General features: G+C 59.1%; 22 protein-coding genes. 18 read left to right on the plus strand and 4 right to left on the minus strand.

All coding sequences use genetic code 11. The features are described from left to right. The first annotated feature begins 115 nt into the window (after nt 1-115). Nucleotides 116-676 carry a hypoxanthine-guanine phosphoribosyltransferase gene (locus tag ACQUQP_RS18220; protein ID WP_432696457.1) on the plus strand — a complete coding sequence of 187 codons (561 nt, stop codon included), beginning with the start codon at nt 116-118 and terminating at the stop codon, nt 674-676. 214 nt (nt 677-890) lie between these two features. Here the strand turns inward: ACQUQP_RS18220 and ACQUQP_RS18225 are convergent, their stop codons facing one another. Together ACQUQP_RS18225 and ACQUQP_RS18230 are read right to left on the minus strand one after the other, a co-directional pair. After that, nucleotides 891-1661 (minus strand): ParA family protein, encoded by a 771-nt coding sequence (locus tag ACQUQP_RS18225; RefSeq protein ID WP_432696458.1) that lies wholly within the window; start codon nt 1659-1661, stop codon nt 891-893. A 52-nt stretch (nt 1662-1713) separates the two neighbouring features. After that, nucleotides 1714-2763 carry a DUF2333 family protein gene (locus tag ACQUQP_RS18230; protein WP_432696459.1) on the minus strand — a complete coding sequence of 350 codons (1050 nt, stop codon included), beginning with the start codon at nt 2761-2763 and terminating at the stop codon, nt 1714-1716. 493 nt (nt 2764-3256) lie between these two features. On the opposite strand from ACQUQP_RS18230, the gene accB reads away from it, so the two are divergent. From accB to ACQUQP_RS18310, 16 genes are all read left to right on the plus strand, one after another. Continuing rightward, on the plus strand, nt 3257-3721 hold the full coding sequence (gene accB, locus ACQUQP_RS18235; protein ID WP_432696460.1) for an acetyl-CoA carboxylase biotin carboxyl carrier protein: 465 nt from the start codon (nt 3257-3259) through the stop codon (nt 3719-3721). 28 nt (nt 3722-3749) lie between these two features. Continuing rightward, a complete protein-coding gene (accC, locus tag ACQUQP_RS18240; RefSeq protein ID WP_432696461.1) occupies nt 3750-5090 on the plus strand; it encodes an acetyl-CoA carboxylase biotin carboxylase subunit in 1341 nt (446 codons plus the stop codon). A gap of 131 nt (nt 5091-5221) precedes the next feature. Beyond that, the gene (prmA, locus tag ACQUQP_RS18245) at nt 5222-6127 is read left to right on the plus strand and encodes a 50S ribosomal protein L11 methyltransferase (RefSeq protein WP_432696462.1); all 906 of its coding nucleotides are present in this window, start codon (nt 5222-5224) and stop codon (nt 6125-6127) included. Beyond that, the gene (locus ACQUQP_RS18250) at nt 6124-7440 is read left to right on the plus strand and encodes a zinc-ribbon and DUF3426 domain-containing protein (RefSeq protein WP_432696463.1); all 1317 of its coding nucleotides are present in this window, start codon (nt 6124-6126) and stop codon (nt 7438-7440) included. The genes prmA and ACQUQP_RS18250 overlap by 4 nt, the downstream gene beginning before the upstream one ends. A 251-nt stretch (nt 7441-7691) precedes the next feature. Beyond that, nucleotides 7692-8666: a tRNA dihydrouridine synthase DusB gene (gene dusB, locus ACQUQP_RS18255; protein ID WP_432698719.1), complete on the plus strand. Its 975-nt coding sequence runs from the start codon at nt 7692-7694 to the stop codon at nt 8664-8666. A gap of 17 nt (nt 8667-8683) precedes the next feature. Continuing rightward, nucleotides 8684-8980 carry a DNA-binding transcriptional regulator Fis gene (gene fis / locus ACQUQP_RS18260; protein ID WP_104004338.1) on the plus strand — a complete coding sequence of 99 codons (297 nt, stop codon included), beginning with the start codon at nt 8684-8686 and terminating at the stop codon, nt 8978-8980. Nucleotides 8981-9167: 187 nt separating this feature from the next. Then, nucleotides 9168-10751 carry a bifunctional phosphoribosylaminoimidazolecarboxamide formyltransferase/IMP cyclohydrolase gene (purH, locus tag ACQUQP_RS18265; RefSeq protein WP_432696464.1) on the plus strand — a complete coding sequence of 528 codons (1584 nt, stop codon included), beginning with the start codon at nt 9168-9170 and terminating at the stop codon, nt 10749-10751. Between the two features lie 16 nt (nt 10752-10767). Then, nucleotides 10768-12054 carry a phosphoribosylamine--glycine ligase gene (purD, locus tag ACQUQP_RS18270; RefSeq protein WP_432696465.1) on the plus strand — a complete coding sequence of 429 codons (1287 nt, stop codon included), beginning with the start codon at nt 10768-10770 and terminating at the stop codon, nt 12052-12054. Between the two features lie 89 nt (nt 12055-12143). Beyond that, nucleotides 12144-12758, plus strand: coding sequence for a LysE family transporter (locus ACQUQP_RS18275; protein ID WP_432696466.1), 615 nt, complete (start codon nt 12144-12146; stop codon nt 12756-12758). A 114-nt stretch (nt 12759-12872) separates the two neighbouring features. Continuing rightward, a complete protein-coding gene (locus ACQUQP_RS18280; protein ID WP_432696467.1) occupies nt 12873-13565 on the plus strand; it encodes a tetratricopeptide repeat protein in 693 nt (230 codons plus the stop codon). A 574-nt stretch (nt 13566-14139) separates the two neighbouring features. Further along, nucleotides 14140-16062 carry a PrkA family serine protein kinase gene (locus tag ACQUQP_RS18285; protein WP_432696468.1) on the plus strand — a complete coding sequence of 641 codons (1923 nt, stop codon included), beginning with the start codon at nt 14140-14142 and terminating at the stop codon, nt 16060-16062. A gap of 55 nt (nt 16063-16117) precedes the next feature. After that, nucleotides 16118-17404 carry a YeaH/YhbH family protein gene (locus tag ACQUQP_RS18290; RefSeq protein WP_432696469.1) on the plus strand — a complete coding sequence of 429 codons (1287 nt, stop codon included), beginning with the start codon at nt 16118-16120 and terminating at the stop codon, nt 17402-17404. Then, a complete protein-coding gene (locus ACQUQP_RS18295) occupies nt 17401-18927 on the plus strand; it encodes a SpoVR family protein (protein WP_432696470.1) in 1527 nt (508 codons plus the stop codon). Before ACQUQP_RS18290 ends, ACQUQP_RS18295 begins: the two co-directional genes overlap by 4 nt. An 84-nt stretch (nt 18928-19011) precedes the next feature. After that, on the plus strand, nt 19012-19377 hold the full coding sequence (locus ACQUQP_RS18300) for a histidine triad nucleotide-binding protein (RefSeq protein WP_432696471.1): 366 nt from the start codon (nt 19012-19014) through the stop codon (nt 19375-19377). Nucleotides 19378-19538: 161 nt separating this feature from the next. Continuing rightward, nucleotides 19539-20486, plus strand: coding sequence for a bifunctional enoyl-CoA hydratase/phosphate acetyltransferase (locus ACQUQP_RS18305; protein ID WP_432696472.1), 948 nt, complete (start codon nt 19539-19541; stop codon nt 20484-20486). 3 nt (nt 20487-20489) lie between these two features. After that, nucleotides 20490-21677 carry an acetate/propionate family kinase gene (locus ACQUQP_RS18310; RefSeq protein WP_432696473.1) on the plus strand — a complete coding sequence of 396 codons (1188 nt, stop codon included), beginning with the start codon at nt 20490-20492 and terminating at the stop codon, nt 21675-21677. A 280-nt stretch (nt 21678-21957) separates the two neighbouring features. On the opposite strand, the gene rlmB is transcribed toward ACQUQP_RS18310, so the two are convergent. Continuing rightward, a complete protein-coding gene (gene rlmB / locus ACQUQP_RS18315) occupies nt 21958-22704 on the minus strand; it encodes a 23S rRNA (guanosine(2251)-2'-O)-methyltransferase RlmB (RefSeq protein ID WP_432696474.1) in 747 nt (248 codons plus the stop codon). Nucleotides 22705-22884: 180 nt separating this feature from the next. On the opposite strand from rlmB, the gene ACQUQP_RS18320 reads away from it, so the two are divergent. After that, nucleotides 22885-23469 (plus strand): hypothetical protein, encoded by a 585-nt coding sequence (locus ACQUQP_RS18320; RefSeq protein WP_432696475.1) that lies wholly within the window; start codon nt 22885-22887, stop codon nt 23467-23469. 15 nt (nt 23470-23484) lie between these two features. Here the strand turns inward: ACQUQP_RS18320 and ACQUQP_RS18325 are convergent, their stop codons facing one another. Further along, the gene (locus tag ACQUQP_RS18325) at nt 23485-23817 is read right to left on the minus strand and encodes a YnfA family protein (protein WP_432696476.1); all 333 of its coding nucleotides are present in this window, start codon (nt 23815-23817) and stop codon (nt 23485-23487) included. Nucleotides 23818-23922: the final 105 nt, after the last annotated feature.

Here is a 23922-nt window from a genome sequence, read left to right on the forward strand (position 1 = left end):
AATTTCGCGGCAAGACTAACCAAAGCACCACCAACTGTCACCCATGAGAGTTGCCCTTACCGCCAAAGGGCATTATGGTTCGCGTTTTTACTGTCTGCGAAATCAGGGGATCAGCATGAGCAGCACCGATCTGGCGCACATCAAGCAGGTTTACATCGAATCAGACCTGCTATTCAGCGAGATGGAGGTCAAGTCCGCGATCCAGCAGATGGCCGCGAAGATCACAGAGCAGCTCGGTGATGCCGACCCGGTGGTCTTCAGTGTCATGAACGGCGGCCTGGTGATCGCCGGACAACTGCTGCCGATGCTCAACTTCCCGCTGCAGGCAAGCTATCTGCACGCCACCCGCTACCGCAACACCACGTCCGGCCACGAGCTGGAGTGGAAGGTGCCGCCGATGATCGACTTCAAGGACCGCCCGGTACTGATCATCGACGATATTCTGGACGAGGGTCATACCCTGGCCGCCATTATCGATCACTGCCGCGATGCCGGCGCTGCCAGCGTGCAGTGCGCCGTGCTTGTGGATAAGCTGCATGAGCGTAAGGCACGGCCGGATTTGAAAGCGGATTTCATCGGCCTGCAGGTGGAGGATCGCTACATCTTCGGTTACGGCATGGATTACCAGGGATACTGGCGCAACGCCCCCGGCATCTTTGCGGTGAAAGGCCTGTAATTACCTGAGCGCGACAGGTCCGGATTCAGGGGTTGCGTGACAGACAGCAGCCGTTAGAATCGGGGTAATTACAAATCAAACAGGTATACCATGACGGAAGTCGTGATCCTGACCGTATCGGCGGCTGCACTGGGGTGCTGGCTGCTGAACCTGCGCCGCAAGGCGCTGAACGGTCGCCGCCCGCAGCGCTAACGCGCCGGCATTCAAACTGATCTCAAGCGGGGTGCAGCTCGTCATAAAGGTTGACGAACTCGGCTGTCAGCCGGTGCTTGGGCGCCAGCTGGATCAGCGGCTGCGCCGCCGTGTGAGATTCTTTCATCTTCACCGATGACGGGATACGGGTGTTCAACACCGGCAGCGATTCCGACAGCAGTTCGGCGACGATCTTCTGCGGCAGCGACGCGCGCGGCTGATACTGGTTCACCACTATCCCCTCCACTTCCAGCGCATCGTTATGATCCATGCGCGTTTCCTGCACGTTGTTCAGCAGGCTGTAGAGTGCCTGGCGGGCAAAATCGTCACAGTCGAACGGAATCAGGCATCTCTCCGCCGCGCACAGCGCCGACAGCGTGAAGAAGTTGAACGCCGGCGGCGTATCGATGTAGATCGCATCGAACCCGTCCAGCAGCGCTTCCAGCGCCTCTTTCAACTTATAAATCTTGTGCTTGGATTCAAGCTTCGACTGCAGATCGCCAAGATCCGGGTGGGACGGGATGATCCACAGGTTGTCGAACGGCGTGGTGTGGACAAAGGTATTGGGGTCAGCGGGCTTAAGCTGGAAGCTCAGCGTCTGTTCAAAAAAGTCGCGAATGTCCGTATCCGGGTTATTGGCTCCATCACCCAGCAGATAATGCGTGGAGTTGCACTGGGGATCCAGGTCGACCACCAGTGTCCTCTTCCCTCTGGCAGCGCTGATCGCCGCCAGGTTGACAGCGATACTCGATTTCCCGACACCGCCTTTCTGATTGAACACAACTCGACGCATTAATACACCTCTATCACTCGCGCACTGGGGCGCCAGCAGGCAACTCGACCACTCAGCCCTGCGAGAGCAGGTCGCGTAGATCGATAATTGCAGCGTTGGCGCGTGAAATGTAGGAAGCCATGACCAACGAGTGGTTGGCCAGCAGACCGAACTCGGTACCGTTGAGAATCATCGGGCTCCAGATGGTTTCCTGGGTCGCCTCCAGCTCGCGGATGATCTGATCCAGGCTGACGCGGGCACTCTTCTGCTCCAGGGTGTCAGCGAAGTCGACCTCCACCGCCTGCAGCAGATGGATCAGCGCCCAGGCGGTGCCCCGTGCCTCGTAGAAAACATCGTCTATCTCAAGCCAGGGCGTCTGGATCAGCGATTCCGGCGCTGTCGCCGTGGACTGGGCCGCACCAGGGCTACCGGCAAGATCGGTGTTCAGGCGGCGCTGGCCGACGCTGGCACTGAGCCGCTGAGACAGGCTGCCAAGACGGGTGGAGACATCGCCGAGCCAGTCACGCAGGTTATCGGCACGAGCGTAAAACTGGGCCGTTCCCTGAGCGGGGTTGGACAGGTCCGCACGGTAGGCGCGCAACGCTTTCAGTGCCTTGCGGTACTGCCCTTCCGAGGAGGGCAGTATCCAGAAATTGGAGTCGGACTGCAGCAGCGGCTCCGCCTTGGCCAGGTTCGGGTCTTCGGTGGATTGAGACTGGGAGCGGCTGAATGTCTTACGCATCGCCCGGCCCATATCCCGGGCCTGAACCAACGCTCCGTACTCCCAGTGCGGCATGTTATCCAGCCATAGTCCCGGCGGGAAACGGTCGTTGGTGATATAACCGCCCGGCTTATCGAGCAGGGTTTCCATCGTGCGGATAAGCGCGGTGGAGGTCTGATAACCGATCACCGGCTTCTCACCAGCAGCCTCGGCATCGATCCTGGTCTCTTCGGCCACATCGAAACGACCCGGCTCGAAACTCCAGTAGATACCTATACCGGCAGCACCGACCAGATACACGGCCAGCAGCACCAACACAGCCTTGGCGACCTTGCCAGCCCCCAGCCGGGCGACCAGAGCATCCCAAAACTTTAACCAGGTTCGCTGCACACTCTCTAACATGCTATCCCTTTATACGTCCGAATTATCGCGCTGCTTCATCGGCGAGCCCCGTATACCGGGGCGCCGGCGGTAACCTCTACCGGCTGGCTTTCGGCAAGCTCCCGGTTAATAACACTGGGGTTTTGATATCAGGCCGCAACACTCCCAATGATGCGTTGCACTATGGCCAATTTACCCATTCCGGTCAACGCGCCCGGCCCCGTTCACGGGCAGACACACGTCACTTCCGCCAAAGTGGACAGATGCGTAATTATCGACCACCTTTAAGGCAAAAGAGCGGGAAACGTCGGCAAACAGGCGGGCTAATGCGGGAAAGATGCCGATTCCCGTGGACAGCTAAACCCCTTTAATGCACACTTACGCCTTTAGATGTTAATGCTCTTCTGTCGCCCGATTCAGCCGGTCAGTTCTCCGAGACATCAGCGCCGCCGAACGGTTCACAGGAGAAAAGCTATTCTCCCCAAACACCCAAAAGTTCCGAGACTCTATTCCGATGGATATCCGCAAAGTTAAAAAACTGATCGAACTGCTCGAAGAATCCAACATCAACGAGATCGAGATCAAAGAAGGAGAAGAGTCGGTTCGCATCAGCCGGACCTCTGGCCTGGTTCAGCAGGCTGCCTACGCTCCGATGCCGATGGTCGCGCCGGCACCGGCCGCCGCTCCGGCCCAGCCGGCGGCTGCTCCGGAAGCCGCAGTGGCAGCGCCCGCCGCAGAACCTGCAGGTCATTCCGTAAAATCACCGATGGTGGGTACTTTCTATCGCGCGCCGTCTCCCACCGCTGGCGCATTTGTTGAAGTAGGCCAGAGCGTCAAGGCCGGTGACGTTGTCTGCATCGTCGAAGCGATGAAGATGATGAACCAGATCGAAGCTGACAAGTCCGGCGTCGTCGAAGCGATCCTGGTAGAAGATGGCCAGCCGGTCGAATTCGACCAGCCGCTGATCGTTATCTCCTGATCCGCCGCGAACCGAGGATTATCTAACCATGCTGGATAAAGTGCTCATTGCGAACCGCGGCGAAATCGCGTTGCGGATTCTTCGCGCGTGCAAAGAGCTGGGTATCAAGACCGTGGCCGTGCACTCCGTCGCCGACCGCGACCTGATGCATGTACGCCTGGCTGACGAAGCGGTCTGCATCGGCCCCGCTCCCTCCACGCAAAGCTACCTGAACATCCCCTCGATCATCAGCGCCGCCGAGGTCACCGACTCAGTCGGCATCCACCCGGGCTACGGCTTCCTGGCTGAGAATGCCGGTTTTGCCGAGAAGGTCGAGCAGTCAGGCTTCACCTTCATCGGTCCCCGTGCCGAGACCATCCGCCTGATGGGTGACAAGGTCTCCGCTATCGAAGCGATGAAGAAAGCCGGCGTACCAACGGTTCCGGGTTCCGACGGCCCGCTGGGCGACGACCATGAGGCGATCTACAAGACCGCCAAGCGTATCGGTTACCCGGTGATCATCAAGGCGGCTGCCGGTGGCGGTGGTCGCGGTATGCGCGTCGTTCACACCGAAGCGCACCTGATCAACGCGATGCAGGTCACCCGCTCCGAAGCCAAGGCTGCATTCGGTGATGAAACCGTCTACATGGAGAAGTTCCTGGAGAAGCCACGTCACGTGGAAGTTCAGGTGCTCGCCGACGGCCAGGGTAACGCTATTCACCTGTATGACCGTGACTGCTCACTGCAGCGTCGCCATCAGAAGGTGGTTGAGGAAGCCCCGGCCCCGGGTATCGACCCGGAAGCACGTGCAGCGGTTCTCAAGGCCTGCGTCGATGCCTGCATCGAGATCGGCTACCGCGGCGCCGGCACCTTTGAGTTCCTCTACGAGGACGGCGGTTTCTACTTCATCGAGATGAACACCCGCGTCCAGGTCGAGCATCCGGTCACCGAACAGGTTACCGGCGTCGATATCGTCAAGGAGCAGCTGCGTATCGCTTCCGGCATGCCGCTGTCGATCAAACAGGAAGATGTGAAACTCAACGGCCACGCCTTCGAGTGCCGCATCAATGCCGAAGACCCGCGTAACTTCATGCCCAGCCCCGGCAAGGTAACCTATTTCCACGCCCCGGGCGGCAATGGCATTCGCTTCGACTCTCACCTGTACAGTGGCTACACCGTTCCGCCGCACTACGACTCGCTGATCGCCAAGCTGATCACCTGGGGTGAAGACCGCGAGACCGCTCTGCTGCGGATGCAGAACGCGCTGGACGAAATGGTGGTTGAAGGCATCAAGACCAACACCGCGCTGCATCAGGACATCGTTCGCGATGCCAACTTTGCCCGTGGTGGCGTCAACATCCACTATCTGGAGAAAAAGCTGGGGCTATAAAGCCAACGCTCTCCGTATAGACACAAGCCCGCGCATGCGGGCTTTTTGATCTCTGCAGCCCCGCCACAGGTTTCCCGCAGGCGGGGTTTGCGACATACTTCCCCCATTGCCGATGTTGGAGTTTTACCCCCATGCCCTGGTTACAGATCAAGGTCGAAACCGCCCCGGACCAAGCCGAGCATTATGAAGACCTGCTATTAGCCGCCGGCTGCGCCGCCGTCACCTATCAGGATGCTGCCGACCAGCCGATCTTCGAACCGGACCTTGGCACCACGCCGCTCTGGAACTCGACCGTTGTCACCGGCCTGTTTGCCGCCGAGCATGACCTGAAAGAGACACTGGCACTGCTGGCCCTGGCGCAGCAGCAACTCCCCGCCGGCCAGGGGCCGCTGCCGCAGTTCAAGGCGGAGATCCTGGAAGACAAGGACTGGGAGCGGGAATGGATGGAAAGCTACCATCCGATGCAGTTCGGGCAGCGCCTCTGGGTCTGCCCCAGCTGGCGGGAGGCGCCGGACCCCGACGCGGTCAACATGATGCTCGACCCGGGACTGGCGTTTGGCACAGGCACCCACCCCACCACGGCCCTCTGCCTGGAATGGCTTGATGGCCAGCCTCTCGACGACCAGCTGGTAGTCGATTACGGCTGCGGCAGTGGCATTCTCGGTATCGCTGCCCTGCTGCTTGGCGCCCGCGAAGTGGTTGCCGTCGATATCGATCCCCAGGCGCTGACCGCCACGCGCGACAACCTGGAACGCAATAAACTCTCCGAGGAACTGCTGCAGGTTTACCTGCCAGCCGCCACGCCCAAGGTGCAGGCCGACACTCTGGTCGCCAATATCCTGGCGGGTCCGCTGGTGGAACTGGCCCCGACACTGCAGGCGCTGGTGCGCCCGGGCGGTAAGCTGCTGCTGTCTGGTCTGCTGGCCGAGCAGGCGGACGAGGTTTCAACCGCGTACAGCGAATGGTTTGACATGGAGCCTGCGGTCGAAAAAGATGGCTGGATACGTTTAACCGGGGTCAAACACCAGGCAGGATGAGCGAAGCGATCGTCACCGAATGCCCGAGCTGTCATTCCCGCTTCCGGGTGACACAGGGACAGTTACGCATGGCTCAGGGGCAGGTCCGCTGCGGCGCCTGCCTGCTGGTGTTTGACGCCCGCACCGAGGCCCATCGTCTGGAACGACGTCTGGAACAGAAAGCCAAAAGCGAGCCACCCAAACCAATACTGAGCCAGGCATTGGACCCGCAGAACGGGTCGTTGGATGAGCCCCGCGAACCGGTTATCCGCATCGACGAACTCAAATCGTATATGAGTGCGATCGGTACCCGTTTATCCGGATCAGAGACGCAGTCTTCAGGCGCCGGCGCCAGCGAGACCCTGCCGGGCGATAGCGACACCGGAGCGACGCCAGAGCCGGTCACTCCCCCCCAATTACCGGAACCGCCGCCCGAACCGCCCCTGCATGACGCCGGCCAATTGCAAGAATTACATTCCCCGATCGAGGAAGCTGACGTAACGGCGTCCGAGGAGCAGGAGCAGGAGCAGGAGCAGGAGCAGGAGCAGGAGCCAGCCTCCAGTCTTGCGCAACCGGAGCAAGAGTCCAGCGAAGCGGACACGCCTCTGCCCGAGCACTCAGAAAGTGCTGAGCCCCTTCCTGCCGATGCCAGCGCAGATGAGAACAGCAGCCGGTCTGCGTCCAACATGGACGCCAGCCCCCTGGAGGAGCCAGCCCAAAAACAGGCGCATCCGCCGGAGACCGAGTCCGCAGCGCCAGCACCCGCTTCAGACGAGCGCAGCGATACGCCGCCGGAAAAGGATATCCCTCACCTCTACGCCGAACCCATACTGCTGGAAGTGAGCCGGGAGCAAAGCGATCCCTACGCGATTGCAGGTTGGTCCCTCGCCTCCCTGGCTGCCGCCCTGATGCTGGCAGCGCAACTGCTCTGGTTCGAGCGCGCCACCCTGGCCCTGGCTCCGGATCTCAGGCCGCTGTACACCCTGGCCTGCGAATCCCTGCCCTGCGCGCTGAACAGCGCCTCGTTCACCGAGATAGAAAACCAGCAGATGGTGGTGCGGCCTCACCCGGCATTTGCGGATGCCCTGCGCGTCGATCTCCGTTTGCAGAACGATGCCGCTTTCCCTCAACCTTATCCTTCCCTCGGGTTAACCTTCACTGATGTCAAAGGGCAGCTGGTCGCCCGCCGGGTGTTCCACCCCTCTGAATATCTCGCCACCGCTCGACAGAACACGATGATGCCACCGCACTCGCCGGTGGAGATACAGCTGGAAATCACCGATCCCGGTGAGAGCGCCATCAGCTATAGCCTGGACCTGCTTCCGGACCGCTGAAACTACGCTGCACACGCTTAAAACGCCACTCTGGTCAAGCCCGAAATCGATCAAAAAAGCAACAAAAACGGGTTGGACCACCTGCCCCGAAAGAGTATCATTGCCCACCTTCCAAACAGGGTGCCAGTACGGTATCGATCCTTTACGTCGCTTGTCGTTGTCGATCGAGCCCGTCCTCGGTTTCCCTGAGAACCCGGGACTCGGACCTTTAGGTCCGGGCCAGAATCCTTCTTCCTTTTGGCAGGTGCATGATGTTCCGAATCGGCCCTTACACCATTGACAGTCAGGTTGTACTGGCACCGATGGCAGGGGTAACGGACCGTCCTTTCCGTACGCTGTGCAAACGCATGGGTGCCGGACTGGTGGTCTCGGAGATGGTTACCTCCGATTCACGCCTGTGGAACTCACGCAAATCCTCCCTGAGACTGGATCACAGCGGCGAAACCGAGCCCCGCTCGGTACAGATTGCCGGTGGTGATCCGGAGATGATGGCCGACGCGGCCCGCATGAATGCGGAGCGCGGCGCGCAGATCATCGACATCAATATGGGCTGCCCTGCGAAGAAGGTCTGCAACAAGGCGGCAGGTTCCGCCCTGTTGCGCGATGAACAGCTGGTTGCCGAGATTCTCGACGCGGTGGTCAGCGCTGTGGATATTCCCGTGACCCTGAAAATACGCACCGGCTGGTCGCCGGAGCAGCGTAACGGTGAGCGTATCGCCGATCTGGCCGAACAGGCCGGTATCGCCGCACTCGCCGTACACGGCCGGACCCGCGCCGACCGTTATCAGGGCTACGCGGAGTACGACACCATCGCCCGTATCGTGAACCGGGTCTCCATTCCCGTTATCGCCAACGGCGATATCGACTCGCCCGTCAAGGCCCGCCAGGTGCTGGACCACACCGGTGCCGCCGCGGTGATGATCGGGCGTGCTGCCCAGGGTCGTCCCTGGCTGCTGCGCCAGATCGACGCTTACCTGCGTCATGGTGAGCAACTGGCCGAGCCCGAGACCGCAGAGGTTCTGTCTATACTGACCGGACATCTGCAGGAGCTGTACGATTTTTATGGCGAGTTCATGGGGGTACGTATCGCCCGCAAACATGTGGGCTGGTATCTGCAGCAACACCCGGAGGCTGCCGGGTTCAGGAAGCATTTCAATCAATTAGAAACAGCAAGCGATCAGGTAAGCGCTGTTAACGTCCTGCTGGGCGATTCGGTGGCTGCTTGAATCCAGGATTTGGGTACATGAGTACAGTGGATAGCAAAGATTTGGAACAGTATGCACAAAGCACCCAGCCGCAGGCGGGTAAACCGGCACAGACTCTGCGTGACACAGTTCACCAGTCACTGACCAGCTACTTCAAGCAGCTCGATGGGCAGCCGGTAACCGACGTGTACCAGATGGTCCTGTCTGAGATCGAAGCACCGCTGTTTGAAAGCGTGATGGCTTACACCAAGGATAACCAGACCAAGGCCTCCGAGGTTCTCGGTCTGAACCGAGGCACCCTGCGCAAGAAACTGAAGCAGTACGGCCTGCTGTAATCGAGCGAATAAGACAACTCGAAAAACCGTTAGCAGCGACTCAGAGGCAAGGCGCACGAAAACCGAACGTATTGAAGAATACATGAGGATTTCGACCGGGCTGGCGTACCAGCACCGCGCAACGCAGTCAATGAGGCGCGCAGTAGGTTTTCCGAGGTGGCTAATAGAGAGAAGCGAACCTAAGACTATGTCTGAGCAGAACACTACACCGATCCGCCGCGCCCTGATCAGCGTGTCGGACAAAACCGGTATTGTTGACTTTGCCCGCGCCCTGTCCGCACGCGGCGTTGAAATCCTGTCCACCGGTGGCACCTTCAAGCTGCTGAAGGACAGTGACATCCCGGCTACCGAAGTATCCGACTACACCGGATTCCCGGAGATGATGGCCGGTCGCGTCAAGACCCTGCACCCGAAAGTACACGGCGGCATCCTCGGTCGTCGCGGCACCGACGATGAGGTGATGAGCGAGCACGGCATCGACCCGATCGACATGGTCGTCGTCAACCTCTACCCCTTTGCTCAGACTATCGCCCGCCCGGACTGCGATCTGCCGATGGCGATCGAGAACATCGATATCGGCGGCCCGACCATGGTCCGTTCCGCGGCGAAGAACCATAAGGACGTTGCCATCGTTGTTAACGCCAGCGACTATGACTCCATTCTCAAGGAGCTGGAAGCTGACGGCGGCCTGAGCCAGGCCACCCGTTTCGACCTGGCGGTGAAGGCGTTCGAACACACCGCCGGTTACGACGGTATGATCGCCAACTACCTGGGCGCCATCGTTGAAGGCGATGCTGAAGAGCCGGCGGACTTCCCGCGTACCTTCAACACCCAGTTCGTCAAAGCGCAGGACATGCGTTACGGCGAGAACCCGCACCAGCGCGCGGCGTTTTATGTGGAAACCAACCCGGCCGAGCCGAGCGTTTCCACCGCCCGTCAGCTGCAGGGTAAGGCACTCTCCTACAACAACGTGGCCGACACCGACGCCGCGCTGGAGTGCGTCAAACCGTTCCAGGAACCGGCCTGTGTTATCGTCAAGCATGCCAACCCCTGCGGTGTGGCGATCGGCAATGACATCCTCGAAGCCTACAACCGTGCTTTCCAGACCGACCCGACCTCGGCCTTCGGTGGCATCATCGCGTTCAACCGTGAACTCGATGCCGAAACCGCCAAGGTGATTGTCGAGCGTCAGTTTGTGGAAGTGATCATCGCGCCGAGCGTCAGCGCCGAAGCGTCCGATATCGTTTCCAAGAAGCCGAACGTACGTCTGCTTGAGTGCGGCGAGTGGGGTGCTCAGCGCGCCCAGGCATTCGACTACAAGCGCGTCAACGGCGGCCTGCTGGTTCAGGATCGTGACCTGGGTATGGTCGACGCTTCCCAGCTCAAGATCGTTACCAAGGTTCAGCCCACCGAGCAGGAGATCCGCGATCTGCTGTTCTGCTGGGAAGTGGCCAAGTTCGTTAAATCCAACGCCATTGTCTACGCCAAGAACGGTCAGACCATCGGCATCGGCGCTGGTCAGATGAGCCGTGTTTACTCCGCCAAGATCGCCGGCATCAAAGCCGCTGATGAGGGTCTGGAAGTGGCCGGTTCCGTGATGGCATCCGATGCGTTCTTCCCGTTCCGCGACGGTATCGACTCCGCTGCTGAAGCCGGCATCAAGGCCGTGATTCAGCCGGGTGGCTCCATGCGTGACCAGGAAGTGATCGACGCCGCCGACGAACACGGTATGGCGATGGTCTTCACCGGCATGCGCCACTTCCGTCACTGATCGAGGCTAGCTGCTGATGAATATTCTCGTAATCGGTTCCGGCGGGCGCGAACACGCGCTGGCCTGGGCCGCTGCCCGTGACGAGGCCGTCGAAAAGGTCTTCGTTGCTCCGGGTAACGCTGCCACGGCGCAGGAAGCCAAGTGCCAGAACGTCGATATCGATGTGCTGGCTCTGGATGAACTGGCGGCCTTCGCCAAAGAGAACGCGGTTGACCTGACCATCGTTGGTCCGGAAGCACCGCTGGTGGAAGGTATCGTCAACAAGTTCAACGACCAGGGACTGCGGGTGTTCGGCCCTACCGCCGGTGCGGCCCAGCTCGAAGGCTCCAAGGCGTTCACCAAGGACTTCCTGGCCCGCCATGCGATTCCGACCGCGGAATACCAGAACTTCACCGAGGTAGAGCCGGCGCTGGCCTACGTTCGTGAGAAAGGTGCGCCGATCGTGATCAAGGCGGACGGTCTTGCCGCTGGCAAGGGCGTTATCGTCGCGATGACCCTGGAAGAAGCAGAAGACGCGATTCGCGACATGCTGGCAGGCAACGCCTTTGGCGACGCTGGTCACCGTGTGGTGGTCGAAGAGTTCCTCGATGGCGAGGAAGCCTCGTTCATCGTCATGGTCGACGGAGAACACGTACTGCCGATGGCTACCAGCCAGGACCACAAGCGTGTGGGTAATGGCGACACCGGCCTGAACACCGGTGGTATGGGCGCCTACTCTCCGGCTCCGGTGGTCACCCAGGAGATCCATAACCGCGCCATGGAAGAGGTGATTCTTCCCACCGTGCGCGGTATGGCTTCAGAGGGTAACGAGTACACCGGCTTTCTGTACGCCGGCCTGATGATCATGGCCGACGGTACCCCGAAAGTGATCGAGTACAATTGCCGCTTCGGCGACCCGGAAACCCAGCCGATCATGCTGCGTCTCAAGTCCAGCCTGGTTGAACTGTGCAACGCCGCGCTCGACAGGAAGCTGGATCAGGTGGAAGCCGAGTGGGATCCGCGTCCTGCCGTTGGCGTTGTCATGGCCGCCGGTGGTTACCCCGGCAGCTACAACAAGGGCGACGAGATCAGCCTGCCGGCGGAAGCCCCTGCCGACAGCAAGGTGTTCCATGCCGGTACCAAGCTGGTTGACGGTAAGGTTGTCACCGCAGGCGGTCGCGTGCTCTGCGCCACCGCTCTGGGCGACAGCGTCACCGATGCGCAGAAGCGCGCCTACGAACTGGTCGATATGATCAGCTGGAAAGACGCTTACTTCCGCACCGATATCGCCTACCGGGCGATTGCGCGGGAAAATGCGAACTGAGTAATACCTACTCAGCTCTTTACACGTAGCAACAACAGCCGCCCTCGGGCGGCTGTTTTGGTTTAAGGGAAAATTGTTTAAGGAATCCTATGCCACTGGAAGCCTGGCTGGCCCTGTTGAGCGCCTCAATTCTTATCAGTCTCTCCCCCGGAGCGGGGGCCGCCACGGCCATGACCTTTGGACTCAACCATGGCATCCGCGGTGCGGCTCCGGCGGTGGCCGGGCTGATCGCCGGCTACGGCACCCAGTTGTTGATTGTCGCGGTGGGCCTTGGCGGCCTGATTGCCACCTCTCCCCTGCTGTTCCAGACCATCAAGTGGATCGGCGCCGGCTACCTGATCTGGCTCGGCATCAACCTCTGGCGGGCGCGGGGGCACCTGCGCCTGGACCGTGACACCAGCGGCCGCAAACGCCAGCACTTTATCAGTGCTTACCTGATCAATATCACCAACCCCAAGGGCATGGTATTCCTGGTCGCGCTGGTGCCTCAGTTTATGGATCCGGCCCTGCCCAAAGCGCCACAGTTGCTGGTGATTGCGGCCACCCTGCTGTTCGTCGACTGGAGCGTGATGACCGGTTACAGCGGTCTGGCCTCCCACCTCAGTCGCTGGATGCAGAACCCGACTGCACTGCGCTGGCAGAACCGCGTCTCTGGCAGTGCATTGATAATCGCAGGTCTGGTACTCTCAACGGCAACACTTTGACAATCGCAAAGCATTCAAGGATCGGAACCCATGGCTCAGTCCAGTCGGCCAAATCACTACGGATTACGGATCGCCCAAACTACCCTTGCTCTGCTGCTGACAGGTTGCGGCACGATGGATTCGAAGCAGACTGACGCCGAGCAGTATTGCCTGAGCGCCGGCAAGGATCAGACCTTTGACTGCAACAGCGATGCCCCTGAAGCCTATACCGGCCCTCTTAGAATCCGCGATCTGCCGATCGACGACGAGACGCTGTATGCGCGCCTCGAAGAAACCAAACGCTGGCTGGCTGCCCGTAAAGCGGAGTTAAGTGGCGCAGCTCCGGTCGAGGAAGACGCGGCACCGCTGATCCCCGAGGCGCCGCAAGCCCCGCCACCGAACAGCACGCCCGAAGAAGCACTGGCGGCCGCCCTGGCACTTGCTCAGCGGGGCGAATATGGGCCAGCACTGTCCCTGACTGCGCAATTCAGAGCCCTGACCGGCGACGACCTGTCCGCCACCCTGGTGGAGTCACGGATACTGTTCCTGAGCGGTGATTACTCGCTGGCACGCACCCGGCTTGAGGCGGCTATCGACCGTCATCCGGGGGCGCCTGAGCTATACAATAACCTGGCGACTATCCAGGCCGCCGAGGGGCAAACCGGCGCCGCGATAAGTACACTGCAAAAGGCGTTCACGACAGATCCAAGCTTCGCCCGTATTCAGGCTAATCTGAAAGCGCTGTATTCAGCCTCTGCTCAACGGGCGCTGCAGCCGGACCTGCCGGCACCAAAGCCGACACTGGAGATGATTGACCACCTCCCCTGACACCGAGCTGCGATTAACTCCCCATCTTGGAGCACCCAAACCCAGGGGCGCCCTGTTTTGATCACGCACTGACCACTTATTGTGCACCCAGGTCTTTGTCAGCTTCCTCACGGCCTCCGCTTCGGTGCAGCCTCCATTCTGCACTTTACTGGCTATCGCCCTGCCTGAAACTGCAGAACCAATCCACTCAGACCTTTTTCTGCGTACACCGCCGAAAGCATCGAAATCCGGCGGCCGGCCGCTGATTATCCGATGCAACTTGACCGTTTAATGCTGTCTAATCAATTAACCCCGCCACGCTTCTGATTGCAGTAAAAACATCGCTGCAAGCGGAGAGCGGCACGTTTAATGCAAATTGTTTCTACAAGCGTAGCCATACCGGCTGTCGCAGCAGCTCTGAACATACACAGCAAAACACGCCCAGGGAGAGCCGGAAAAGAAGTCAGTACCAGCCCTTGCAACCAGCAGCTTTGGACTACACTGAAACAGGAATGCGGCGTAACACGCTGTGACAACAACTTTGAAAACAAGTTGTTATGCGAAGAATCGGCGTCCGAGTACAGGAAGGTGACCAATGAGTATATTTGATCATTACAAAGCGCGTTATGAATCAATCCAGCAGGAGGAAATGAGCCTGCAGGAGTATCTCAACCTGTGCAAGGAGGACCCAATTGCTTACGCCAATGCATCAGAGCGAATGCTGCAGGCGATCGGTGAACCAGAGCTGATCGATACCTCGCTCGAACCTCGAATGAGCCGCATTTTTTCCAACAAGGTGATCAAGCGCTACCCGGCGTTTCACGAATTCTACGGTATGGAGGAAGCGATCGAAGCGATTGTCTCCTACTTCCGTCATGCTGCTCAGGGACTCGAAGAGAAGAAGCAGATCCTGTATTTGCTCGGCCCGGTAGGTGGTGGTAAGTCCTCACTCGCAGAACGGCTTAAATCGTTGATGCAGCATATCCCGTTCTATGCCATCAAGGGCTCACCCGTTTTTGAATCGCCGCTGGGGCTGTTCAACCCAAGCGAAGACGCCCAGATTCTGGAAGAAGAATACGGCATTCCTAACCGATATCTTCGCGGCATCATGTCACCCTGGGCGGCAAAACGCCTGCAGGAGTATGGTGGCGATATCACCAAGTTCCGCGTCGTGAAACTCTACCCTTCTATCCTTAACCAGATTGCCATCGCCAAGACCGAACCGGGTGACGAGAACAACCAGGATATCTCCAGCCTCGTCGGTAAGGTCGATATCCGCAAGCTTGAGGAGTACCCGCAGCACGATCCGGATGCCTACAGCTTCTCCGGCGCGCTCTGCCGCGCCAACCAGGGTCTGATGGAGTTTGTGGAGATGTTCAAGGCGCCGATCAAGGTGCTGCACCCGCTGCTCACAGCCACCCAGGAAGGTAACTACAACAGCACCGAGGGGATGGGCGCTATTCCCTACGACGGTATACTGTTGGCTCACTCCAACGAATCGGAGTGGCAGTCCTTCAAGAACAACAAGACCAACGAAGCCTTTATCGACCGTGTCTATATCGTCAAGGTGCCTTACTGCACCCGGGTGACCGAAGAGATCCACATCTACGAGAAACTGCTGGAAAACAGCTCCCTGAACCAGGCGCCCTGTGCGCCGGACACGCTCGATATGCTGGCCCAGTTCTCCGTACTGTCACGGATGAAAGTCCCGGAAAACTCCAGCATCTACTCCAAAATGCGCGTCTACGACGGCGAGAATCTGAAGGATACCGACCCGAAAGCCAAGTCGATGCAGGAGTACAAGGATTCTGCCGGTGTCGATGAGGGGATGGAGGGTCTTTCCACCCGTTTCGCCTTCAAGATCCTTTCCAAGGTATTCAACTTCGATGCCGCCGAGGTGGCTGCCAACCCGGTGCACCTGCTTTATGTGCTGGAGCGCGAAATCAGTGCACAGCAGTTCCCGCCGGAGGTTCAGGAGCGTTACCTGGGTTATCTGAAAGAGTATATCGCGCCGAAGTATATCGACTTCCTCGGCAAGGAGATCCAGACCGCCTACCTGGAATCCTACTCCGAGTATGGTCAGAACATCTTCGATCGATATGTGACCTATGCCGACTTCTGGATTCAGGACCAGGAATACCGTGATCCCGAAACCGGCGACATTCTCGACCGCCAGTCGATCAACGAGGAACTGGAGAAGATCGAGAAACCGGCGGGTATCAGCAACCCGAAAGACTTCCGCCACGAGATCGTCAACTTCGTGCTGCGTGCCAGGGCCAGCAACATGGGTAAAAACCCGGCCTGGAACAGCTACGAGAAGATGCGTACCGTGATCGAGAAGAAGATGTTCGCCAACACCGAGGACCTGCTGCCGGTGATCTCCTTCAACCCGAAGGCCTCCTCCGACGAGCAGAAAAAACATGGCGAGTTCGTCAAGCGGATGATCGAGCGCGGCTACACCGAGAAGCAGGTCCGCCTGCTGTCGGAATGGTATATCCGTGTACGCAAATCCCAGTAAGCAGCTATGTTGGCGGACCCGGTAACCGGGTCCGCCAACCAGGGGAGTCTTCGGTATGAGCTATATCATCGATCGCCGACTCAACTCGAAGAAGAAGAGCACGGTCAACCGCCAGCGCTTCCTTCGTCGTTACAAACAGCACATCAAGCGTGCCGTTGAAGAGGCTATCCATGACCGCTCGATCTCGGATATCGAGCGCGGCGGCGAGGTCACCATCCCGCGCCGCGACATCTCCGAGCCAGTTTTTCACCACGGCCAGGGCGGTCAGAACACCCGCATTTACCCCGGTAACAAGGAGTTTGTCACCGGTGACGAGTTCCAGCGCCCCGAAAGCGGCGGCGGTGGCGGCTCCGGCCAGGGCAAGGCCAGTAACCAGGGCGAAGGCGAGGATAACTTCACCTTCTCGATCAGCCAGGAGGAGTTCCTCGACTTTATGTTTGAGGACCTGGAGCTGCCCTACCTCGTGCGTAAGCAGTTGAAGGATGCCACCGCGTTCGAAACCCGCCGTGCCGGTTACAGCACCAGTGGCTCGCCGGAAAAACTGCATGTCGTGCGCTCCCTGCGCGCAGCCCATGCCCGACGCATAGCGCTTGGCGGCAATGATCGCAAGGAGATACGCGCCCTGCGCAAAGAGCTCTGGGCACTGGAGGCGCTACCTGCCGATGAAACCTCCCAGGAACAGATGCAGGCCCTGCGGGATCAGATCGCGGAGCTGGATAAAAAAGCGCGACGCCTGCCGTTTATCGACGACTTTGACCTGCGCTACAACAACCTGGTCAAGGTACCGGTACCATCCAGCAAGGCGGTGATGTTCTGCGTCATGGACGTGTCCGGCTCCATGACCCAGTCGATCAAGGATATTGCCAAGCGCTTTTTCATCCTGCTCTACCTGTTCCTGCAGCGGAACTACAAGCAGATCGAGCTGGTCTTCGTGCGCCACCACACCCACGCCAAGGAGGTGGATGAGCAGGAGTTCTTCTACTCCCGCGAAACCGGCGGCACCATCGTATCCAGCGCGCTGCAGCTGACTGCCGATATCATTGACAAACGCTACTCTCCGGCGGACTGGAATATCTACATCGCCCAGGCATCGGATGGCGACAACTGGGATGGCGATTCGGCCACCTGTTCCGACCTGCTGATGAAGCGCATTCTCAAAAAGGTGCAGTATTACGCCTACGTGGAGATCACCACCGGTCCACACCAGAACCTCTGGTACGAGTACGAGCAGGTGCATGATGCGTTTCCGGAGGAGTTCGCCATGCAGCACATCACCGATGCCGGTGAAATCTATCCGGTATTCCGCAAGCTGTTTGAAAAACGCACGGAGGGTGCCGCATGAGTGCAGTAAAAGAGCGCACACCGATCTCCACCGGCTCCGAATGGACCTTCGACCTGATCAAGGAATACGACCGCGAGATCGGCCGGGTGGCGAAAAACTTCGGCCTGGACACCTACCCTAACCAGATCGAGGTGATCACCTCCGAGCAGATGATGGACGCCTATGCCTCCATCGGTATGCCGCTGAACTACAATCACTGGTCGTTCGGCAAGCAGTTTGTTGAAACCGAGCAGAACTACAAGCGCGGCCGTATGGGGCTCGCCTACGAGATCGTCATCAACTCTGACCCCTGTATCGCCTACCTGATGGAGGAGAACACCATCACCATGCAGGCGCTGGTGATTGCCCATGCCTGCTATGGCCACAACTCCTTCTTCAAGGGTAACTACCTGTTCAGGACCTGGACCGATGCCACCGCCATCATCGACTATCTGCTCTTCGCCAAGCACTACATCAGTCAGTGTGAGGAGCGTTACGGCACCGATGAGGTGGAGAAGATTCTGGACTCCTGTCACGCGCTGATGAACTACGGCGTCAACCGCTACAAGCGTCCCCGCCCGCTCACTGCAGCGGAGGAGAAGGAGCGTCAGATGGCCCGAGAGGAGTACATTCAGCGCCACCTGAATGACCTCTGGAATACCATCCCGAAAAAAGAAGCCAGCGGTGAAGAGCAGGTCATCCACTACCCGAAAGACCCGGAAGAGAACCTGCTCTATTTCATCGAAAAAAACGCGCCGCTGCTGGAGCCCTGGCAGCGCGAGGTGATCCGCATCGTGCGTAAGATCGCCCAGTACTTCTACCCACAGAAGCAGACCCAGGTGATGAACGAAGGCTGGGCCACCTTCTGGCATTACACCCTGCTGCACCAGCTTTACGATGAAGGCCTGGTCAATGACGGCTTCATGATGGAGTTTCTGCACTCCCACTCCAGCGTTATCTACCAGCCGCCGTTCGACAGTCCCTACTTCAGCGGTATAAACCCCTATACGCTGGGTTACAACATGATGACCGACATCCGTCGCATCTGTGAAAACCCCACCGACGAGGACCGTGAGTGGTTCCCCGACATCGCCGGAAAAGACTGGATAGAGACGCTCGATTACGCCATGCGTAACTACAAGGACGAGAGTTTCATCCTGCAGTTCCTGTCACCGCGGCTGATGCGCGAGCTGCATCTGTTCTCCATTCTCGACGATGCCGAGCGCCCAACACTGAGGGTCGATGCGATTCACGACGAGATGGGCTACCAGAAACTGCGTGAACAACTTTCGGCCCAGTACAATCTCGGTAACCGCGAGCCCAACATCCAGGTCTACAACGTGGATGTGCGCGGTGATCGCAGCCTGACGCTGCGCCACTATATGTACAATAACCAGCCCCTGGGTGAATCCACCGACGAGGTACTCAAGCATGTACACCGGCTCTGGGGCTTCGACGTAAAACTGGAATCGGTGACACCCGCCAACGAAGTAGTCAAAAGTTATCACTGCCCGCCCAAACCGCTGTCGATGGACCTGGCCTGACAGCCAGGTTCAGGGGCCGGCTTGAGCCGGTCCCTCGGCGCTCGTTATACTGCCGCTTTAAACGTTCACTATTGAGGGAGCCAGATGGACTGTCTGTTCTGCAAAATTGTCGAAGGCGAGATTCCCGCCGACATCCTCTATCAGGATGAGAAAGTCATTGTTTTCCGTGATATCAACCCCCAGGCTCCTTTCCACGCCCTTGTCATCCCGCGTCAGCATATTCCGACGCTGAACGATATCGCCGACGAAGACTGCGAACTGGTGGGTTACATGCTCAAGGTTGCCAGCGACGTAGCCGAAGAACACGGCTTCGCCGAAGACGGCTATCGCTCAGTGTTCAACTGCAACAGCCATGGCGGTCAAACCGTCTACCATATTCACCTGCATCTCCTCGGTGGCAAGCCGATGGGCTGGCCGCCCTACCAGGAAAAACTGAAAACACCGGTCTGATTACCACGAACGGGGGCCTCTGGCTCCCGTCTGCTCCCCTCCCCGCTCGCCGTCATGCCCTGCCTCAAGTTCACGTATAAATTCCTTTGCTGCACTGCATCATTATTCAGTAGTATCGAAGCAGTAGCATCAAGCTAACCCAAGGATCTGGAGAGCCCCCCATGGCGACGATTGAAACCGGTCAGCCGCCGGTGCACAACCAACTCGAATACTTTATCGAACAGGCGCGCCAGGCACGCCCTATCAGGACCGCCGTGGTTCACCCGGTAGATCACAACAGCCTGCTGGGCGCCATCGAAGCCGCCGAGCAGGGATTGATCGAACCGCTACTGGTGGGGCCGGCCCATAAAATTCAGGCTGCGGCCGACAGCGAAGGGCTGGATATCTCCGGCTACGAAATCGTCGCCACCGAGCACAGCCATATGGCTGCGGAGCGCGCCTGCGAGCTGGTGAGAATGGGTCAGGCGGAAGCGTTGATGAAGGGAAGCCTCGGCACATCTGAACTGCTCGGCGCAGTTGTCCACAAGACCCGCGGGGTACGCACCGAAAGACGGTTAAGCCATGTATTCGTGTTCGATGTACCCAACTACCACAAGCCGCTGGTGATTACCGATGCGGCGATCAATGTGGAGCCGGACCTCACGGTAAAACGCGATATCGTGCAGAACGCCATAGAGCTCTGTCAGTCACTGGGCAACCCGGAACCCAAGGTCGCCGTGCTGGCAGCGGTGGAGAAGGTCAAGCCCTCCATGCAGAGCACCATCGATGCAGCGGCGCTGTGCAAGATGGCGGACCGGGGACAGATTACCGGCGGCATCATCGACGGTCCGCTGGCGTTCGATAATGCGATCTCCCGTCAGGCCGCCATCGATAAGCATATCGACTCTCCAGTGTCCGGCGAGACCGATATCCTGCTGGCGCCGGACCTGGAGTCCGCCAACATGATCGCCAAGCAGCTTATCTATCTTGCCAACGCAAAATCCGCCGGGATCGCTGTTGGAGCCCGCGTACCGATCATTCTGACCAGCCGGGCGGAAGGCACACTGGGGCGGCTCGCCTCCTGTGCGCTGGCGTCTTACATGGTGCTGCATCCAGCAAAAGGAGACTGAAGCATGGATACCATACTGACGGTCAACGGCGGTTCTTCCAGCCTGAAATGCGGTCTTTACACCCTCAAGGAGGACGGCCTTCACTGCCTCTACCACCTCAAGGCGGGCAACCTGCAGGGCGACCCGGTGCGCTTCGACATCCTCGATGAAGAAGATAAGCCGCTGGATCACGAAGAGCTGCACTGGAACCATATCGACTTCGAGCAGCGCCATCAGGCGGCCCTGGAGCATATTCTCGACTGGCTCAAGGAGCACCTCAGCGAGGTACGGCTGATCGCAACCGGCCACCGCATCGTCCACGGCGGTGACAAATTCAGTCATCCGATCCGGGTCGGTAACGAGGAGCTTGAGCAGTTGCGGCGGTATATCCCGCTGGCACCGCTGCATCAGCCCTATAACCTGAGATTACTGGAAGCCTGCGGCACCCTGGCCGCCGACATCCCCCGTATCGGCTGTTTCGACACCATGTTCCATAGTCGTCAGCCCCAGCTGGAAAAGATCTATGCCATTCCCCGGGAGCTGACCGAAAGCGGCGTGCATAAATACGGTTTTCACGGGCTGTCCTACGATTACGTCCAGCATCAACTCGATGCACTAGGCTGCGGGGACAAGAAAACCGTCGTCTGCCACCTGGGGGCCGGCGCCAGCATGTGTGCCATTCGCGACGGGCAGTCGATCGCCAGCTCCATGGGCTTCACCGCTGTGGACGGGCTGCCGATGGGCAGCCGCTGCGGCTACCTGGATCCCGGTGTTCTGCTGTACCTGATGCGTGAAAAGCAGATGGACGTGGATGCCATCGAAGAGATGATCTACAAGCAGAGCGGCTGGCTGGGTGTTTCCGGTATCAGCTCCGATATGATCACGCTGCATCAGGCCGATGATCCGGCAGCCGAAGAGGCGATCGATCTCTTTGCCTACCGCATCGCACTGGAGCTGGGTCGCCTGACTGCGGCACTTGAAGGCCTGGAGCAGCTTGTGTTCACCGGCGGTGTCGGCGAAAACGATGCTGATCTGCGAGCCAGGGTCGCTGCGCGCTGCTCCTGGCTGGGCGTAGAGATTGACGCGAGTGCCAACAACGACAACGCCCGACGCATCGACTCGGTATCATCCAGGATACAGGTGCGGGTAATCCCCACTAACGAGGAAGCGATGATCGCCCAGCGGGTGGCGGAAGAACTGAAGCTGATCTGAACGCCCGGAGCCGGGCTTAATTCAGGCCCGGCCTTCAGTCTTGTGGCGGAACCGGCAGCCCCATCACGTTGAGACTCCAGTAAGCCTGGTCGCCCCCGGGCGAAGTGGCGAAGGCACCACAGTGGCGGCAGCGATAGAGCTGCCGTTCACCCAACTCCAGTATCGGCCGAAGCCCGGTATGCGGGGACGCCGCCCCGCCATCGTCACAGAGGCTGCGACAAGAATCACATAAGTAGCTGCGTGGCATGACTCAGACTTCCCTGTCCTGTTTCCATCGCTCTCAGCTCAAAGCACCTTTACGGCGCCTTACAATCTCAAACAGGCACACACCGGTGGCGACAGACACATTCAAACTACTGACCTCTCCGACCATCGGGATACGCACCAGCTGATCACAGTGCTCGCGGGTCAGTCGCCGCATCCCCTTGCCCTCGGCTCCCATTACCAGAGCCATCGGCCCCTCCAGATCCGCCTCATAAAGATCATGGGACGCTTCACCGGCGGTACCGGTTATCCAGATTCCGTACTGTTGCAGCAGCTGTAGCGTGCGCGCCAGATTGGTGACCTGGATGTAGGGCACCGCTTCGGCAGCACCGCAGGCAACCTTGACCGCAGTGGCATTAAGCGGAGCCGACTTGTCCTTGGGCGCAATCACCGCCTGGACCCCGGCCGCATCCGCTGTTCGCAGACAGGCACCGAGGTTATGCGGGTCGGTAACACCATCCAGCACCAGCAACAATGCCGGCCCCTGCAAGGACTCCAGCAGCGCCTCGAGATCTTTTTCATTACCGGCCTGCAGCGGTGTGGTCTCGGCGACGACACCCTGGTGAACCCCCTGGGCCATCTCATCGAGCTTGGCCTTGGGCACTACCTTGACCGCTATACCGGCCTGCTCAGCGCGCTCGAGCAGCACCTGCAGACGCTTGTCGCGGCGCCCCTGCAGCACCAGCAAACGGCGTACCCGGGCCGGATCCCGGTTAAGCAAGGTACTGATCGCGTGGATGCCGAAGGTGATATCTGCTTTCATTTAAACCCCTGAACGCCTGGGAAAGCCTTAAGAATGGCGCACATTATGGCCAAATTGCGCAGCAATGCCCAGAGAGATGGGTGCAACTCTTTCTGCCACTCGGTGCAGTCAAACGGCTGCGGGAAAGCCGCATTATTGCGGTATAGTGCCGGTAAACCGCCATTTAATGGAGCTAATGGCATGATTCGTCCGATTCTGCTGATCATCGCGCTGGTACTGGCCGCCTTTTACTTCTTCAAAGATCAGGGAAGGGATCAGCCTGCGGGCATATTGGTCTCTTCCGCACCACTACAGTTTGATACGCCGGCAAAGCGGTTTGAACATGAGGGTTACTCAATCCAGCCTCTGGCGCGTTTTGAGCTCGACGCCCGGGTTCTCGGCCGTGAAGGTTACTGGATGGACCGGGAGTCTGATCTTGCCAAGTACGACCTGGCACTGGGCTGGCAGCGCATGTCCGACACTCAGGTGCTCGATCAGATCGATATCTCCCAGTCAGGCCGCTGGTACCACTGGCGCACCGACCGCTTCCCGATTCCGCGCCGTGAAATCGAACGCTCGAGCGCCAATATGCATATGATTCCCGCCAACGAATGGATCGAAAAACAGATTGGCAAACTGGGTCCAGGTGATCTGGTACGGATCAGAGGCTACCTGGTGAAAGCAGAGAGCCCGGATGGCTGGCTGTGGAAAAGCTCTATGACACGCGAGGATACCGGTCAGGGTGCCTGTGAACTTGTCTACGTGGAATCCTTTGAGCTGTTATAGGCGGCGATGCCCGTTTCACACCGAGCGCGGTGCAAACATGATGATCGCCATCCCCAGAAGCGCAACGGCTGACCCCAGCAGATCCCAGATCGACGGCCGAATACCCTCCACTGTCCAGAGCCACAGAATCGCCATACAGATATAGACGCCACCATAGGCGGCATAGACGCGACCGGCTGCTGTCGGGTGTAACGAGAGCAGCCAGGCAAAGACGGCAAGGCTGATCGCGGCCGGCAGCAGCAGCCAGATCGATTTGCCCTCCCGCAGCCAGAGATAGGGCAGGTAACAGCCGATAATCTCGGCCAACGCCGTGACCATAAACAGGCCCAGCACCTTAAGTTCCGGCAAATCCCTGATTCCTCTTCAGCACTAAAGACCCTGTGGAGTCCGCTCGCAATGAAACCTTTCAACAGCAACCCGGATTCAGCAACAAAAAAGGCCGCTCGAGTGGCG

This window comes from Marinobacterium sp. YM272, assembly GCF_050908845.1.
Lineage (GTDB): Bacteria > Pseudomonadota > Gammaproteobacteria > Pseudomonadales > Balneatricaceae > Marinobacterium_D.

Excerpts from the sequence above, each read along its gene's own strand:
- ACQUQP_RS18220 (WP_432696457.1), top strand. The coding sequence starts at position 116 with ATGAGCAGCACCGATCTGGCGCACATCAAGCAGGTTTACATCGAATCA.
- ACQUQP_RS18225 (WP_432696458.1), bottom strand. The coding sequence starts at position 1,661 with ATGCGTCGAGTTGTGTTCAATCAGAAAGGCGGTGTCGGGAAATCGAGT.
- ACQUQP_RS18230 (WP_432696459.1), bottom strand. The coding sequence starts at position 2,763 with ATGTTAGAGAGTGTGCAGCGAACCTGGTTAAAGTTTTGGGATGCTCTG.
- accB (WP_432696460.1), top strand. The coding sequence starts at position 3,257 with ATGGATATCCGCAAAGTTAAAAAACTGATCGAACTGCTCGAAGAATCC.
- accC (WP_432696461.1), top strand. The coding sequence starts at position 3,750 with ATGCTGGATAAAGTGCTCATTGCGAACCGCGGCGAAATCGCGTTGCGG.
- prmA (WP_432696462.1), top strand. The coding sequence starts at position 5,222 with ATGCCCTGGTTACAGATCAAGGTCGAAACCGCCCCGGACCAAGCCGAG.
- ACQUQP_RS18250 (WP_432696463.1), top strand. The coding sequence starts at position 6,124 with ATGAGCGAAGCGATCGTCACCGAATGCCCGAGCTGTCATTCCCGCTTC.
- dusB (WP_432698719.1), top strand. The coding sequence starts at position 7,692 with ATGTTCCGAATCGGCCCTTACACCATTGACAGTCAGGTTGTACTGGCA.
- fis (WP_104004338.1), top strand. The coding sequence starts at position 8,684 with ATGAGTACAGTGGATAGCAAAGATTTGGAACAGTATGCACAAAGCACC.
- purH (WP_432696464.1), top strand. The coding sequence starts at position 9,168 with ATGTCTGAGCAGAACACTACACCGATCCGCCGCGCCCTGATCAGCGTG.
- purD (WP_432696465.1), top strand. The coding sequence starts at position 10,768 with ATGAATATTCTCGTAATCGGTTCCGGCGGGCGCGAACACGCGCTGGCC.
- ACQUQP_RS18275 (WP_432696466.1), top strand. The coding sequence starts at position 12,144 with ATGCCACTGGAAGCCTGGCTGGCCCTGTTGAGCGCCTCAATTCTTATC.
- ACQUQP_RS18280 (WP_432696467.1), top strand. The coding sequence starts at position 12,873 with ATGGATTCGAAGCAGACTGACGCCGAGCAGTATTGCCTGAGCGCCGGC.
- ACQUQP_RS18285 (WP_432696468.1), top strand. The coding sequence starts at position 14,140 with ATGAGTATATTTGATCATTACAAAGCGCGTTATGAATCAATCCAGCAG.
- ACQUQP_RS18290 (WP_432696469.1), top strand. The coding sequence starts at position 16,118 with ATGAGCTATATCATCGATCGCCGACTCAACTCGAAGAAGAAGAGCACG.
- ACQUQP_RS18295 (WP_432696470.1), top strand. The coding sequence starts at position 17,401 with ATGAGTGCAGTAAAAGAGCGCACACCGATCTCCACCGGCTCCGAATGG.
- ACQUQP_RS18300 (WP_432696471.1), top strand. The coding sequence starts at position 19,012 with ATGGACTGTCTGTTCTGCAAAATTGTCGAAGGCGAGATTCCCGCCGAC.
- ACQUQP_RS18305 (WP_432696472.1), top strand. The coding sequence starts at position 19,539 with ATGGCGACGATTGAAACCGGTCAGCCGCCGGTGCACAACCAACTCGAA.
- ACQUQP_RS18310 (WP_432696473.1), top strand. The coding sequence starts at position 20,490 with ATGGATACCATACTGACGGTCAACGGCGGTTCTTCCAGCCTGAAATGC.
- rlmB (WP_432696474.1), bottom strand. The coding sequence starts at position 22,704 with ATGAAAGCAGATATCACCTTCGGCATCCACGCGATCAGTACCTTGCTT.
- ACQUQP_RS18320 (WP_432696475.1), top strand. The coding sequence starts at position 22,885 with ATGATTCGTCCGATTCTGCTGATCATCGCGCTGGTACTGGCCGCCTTT.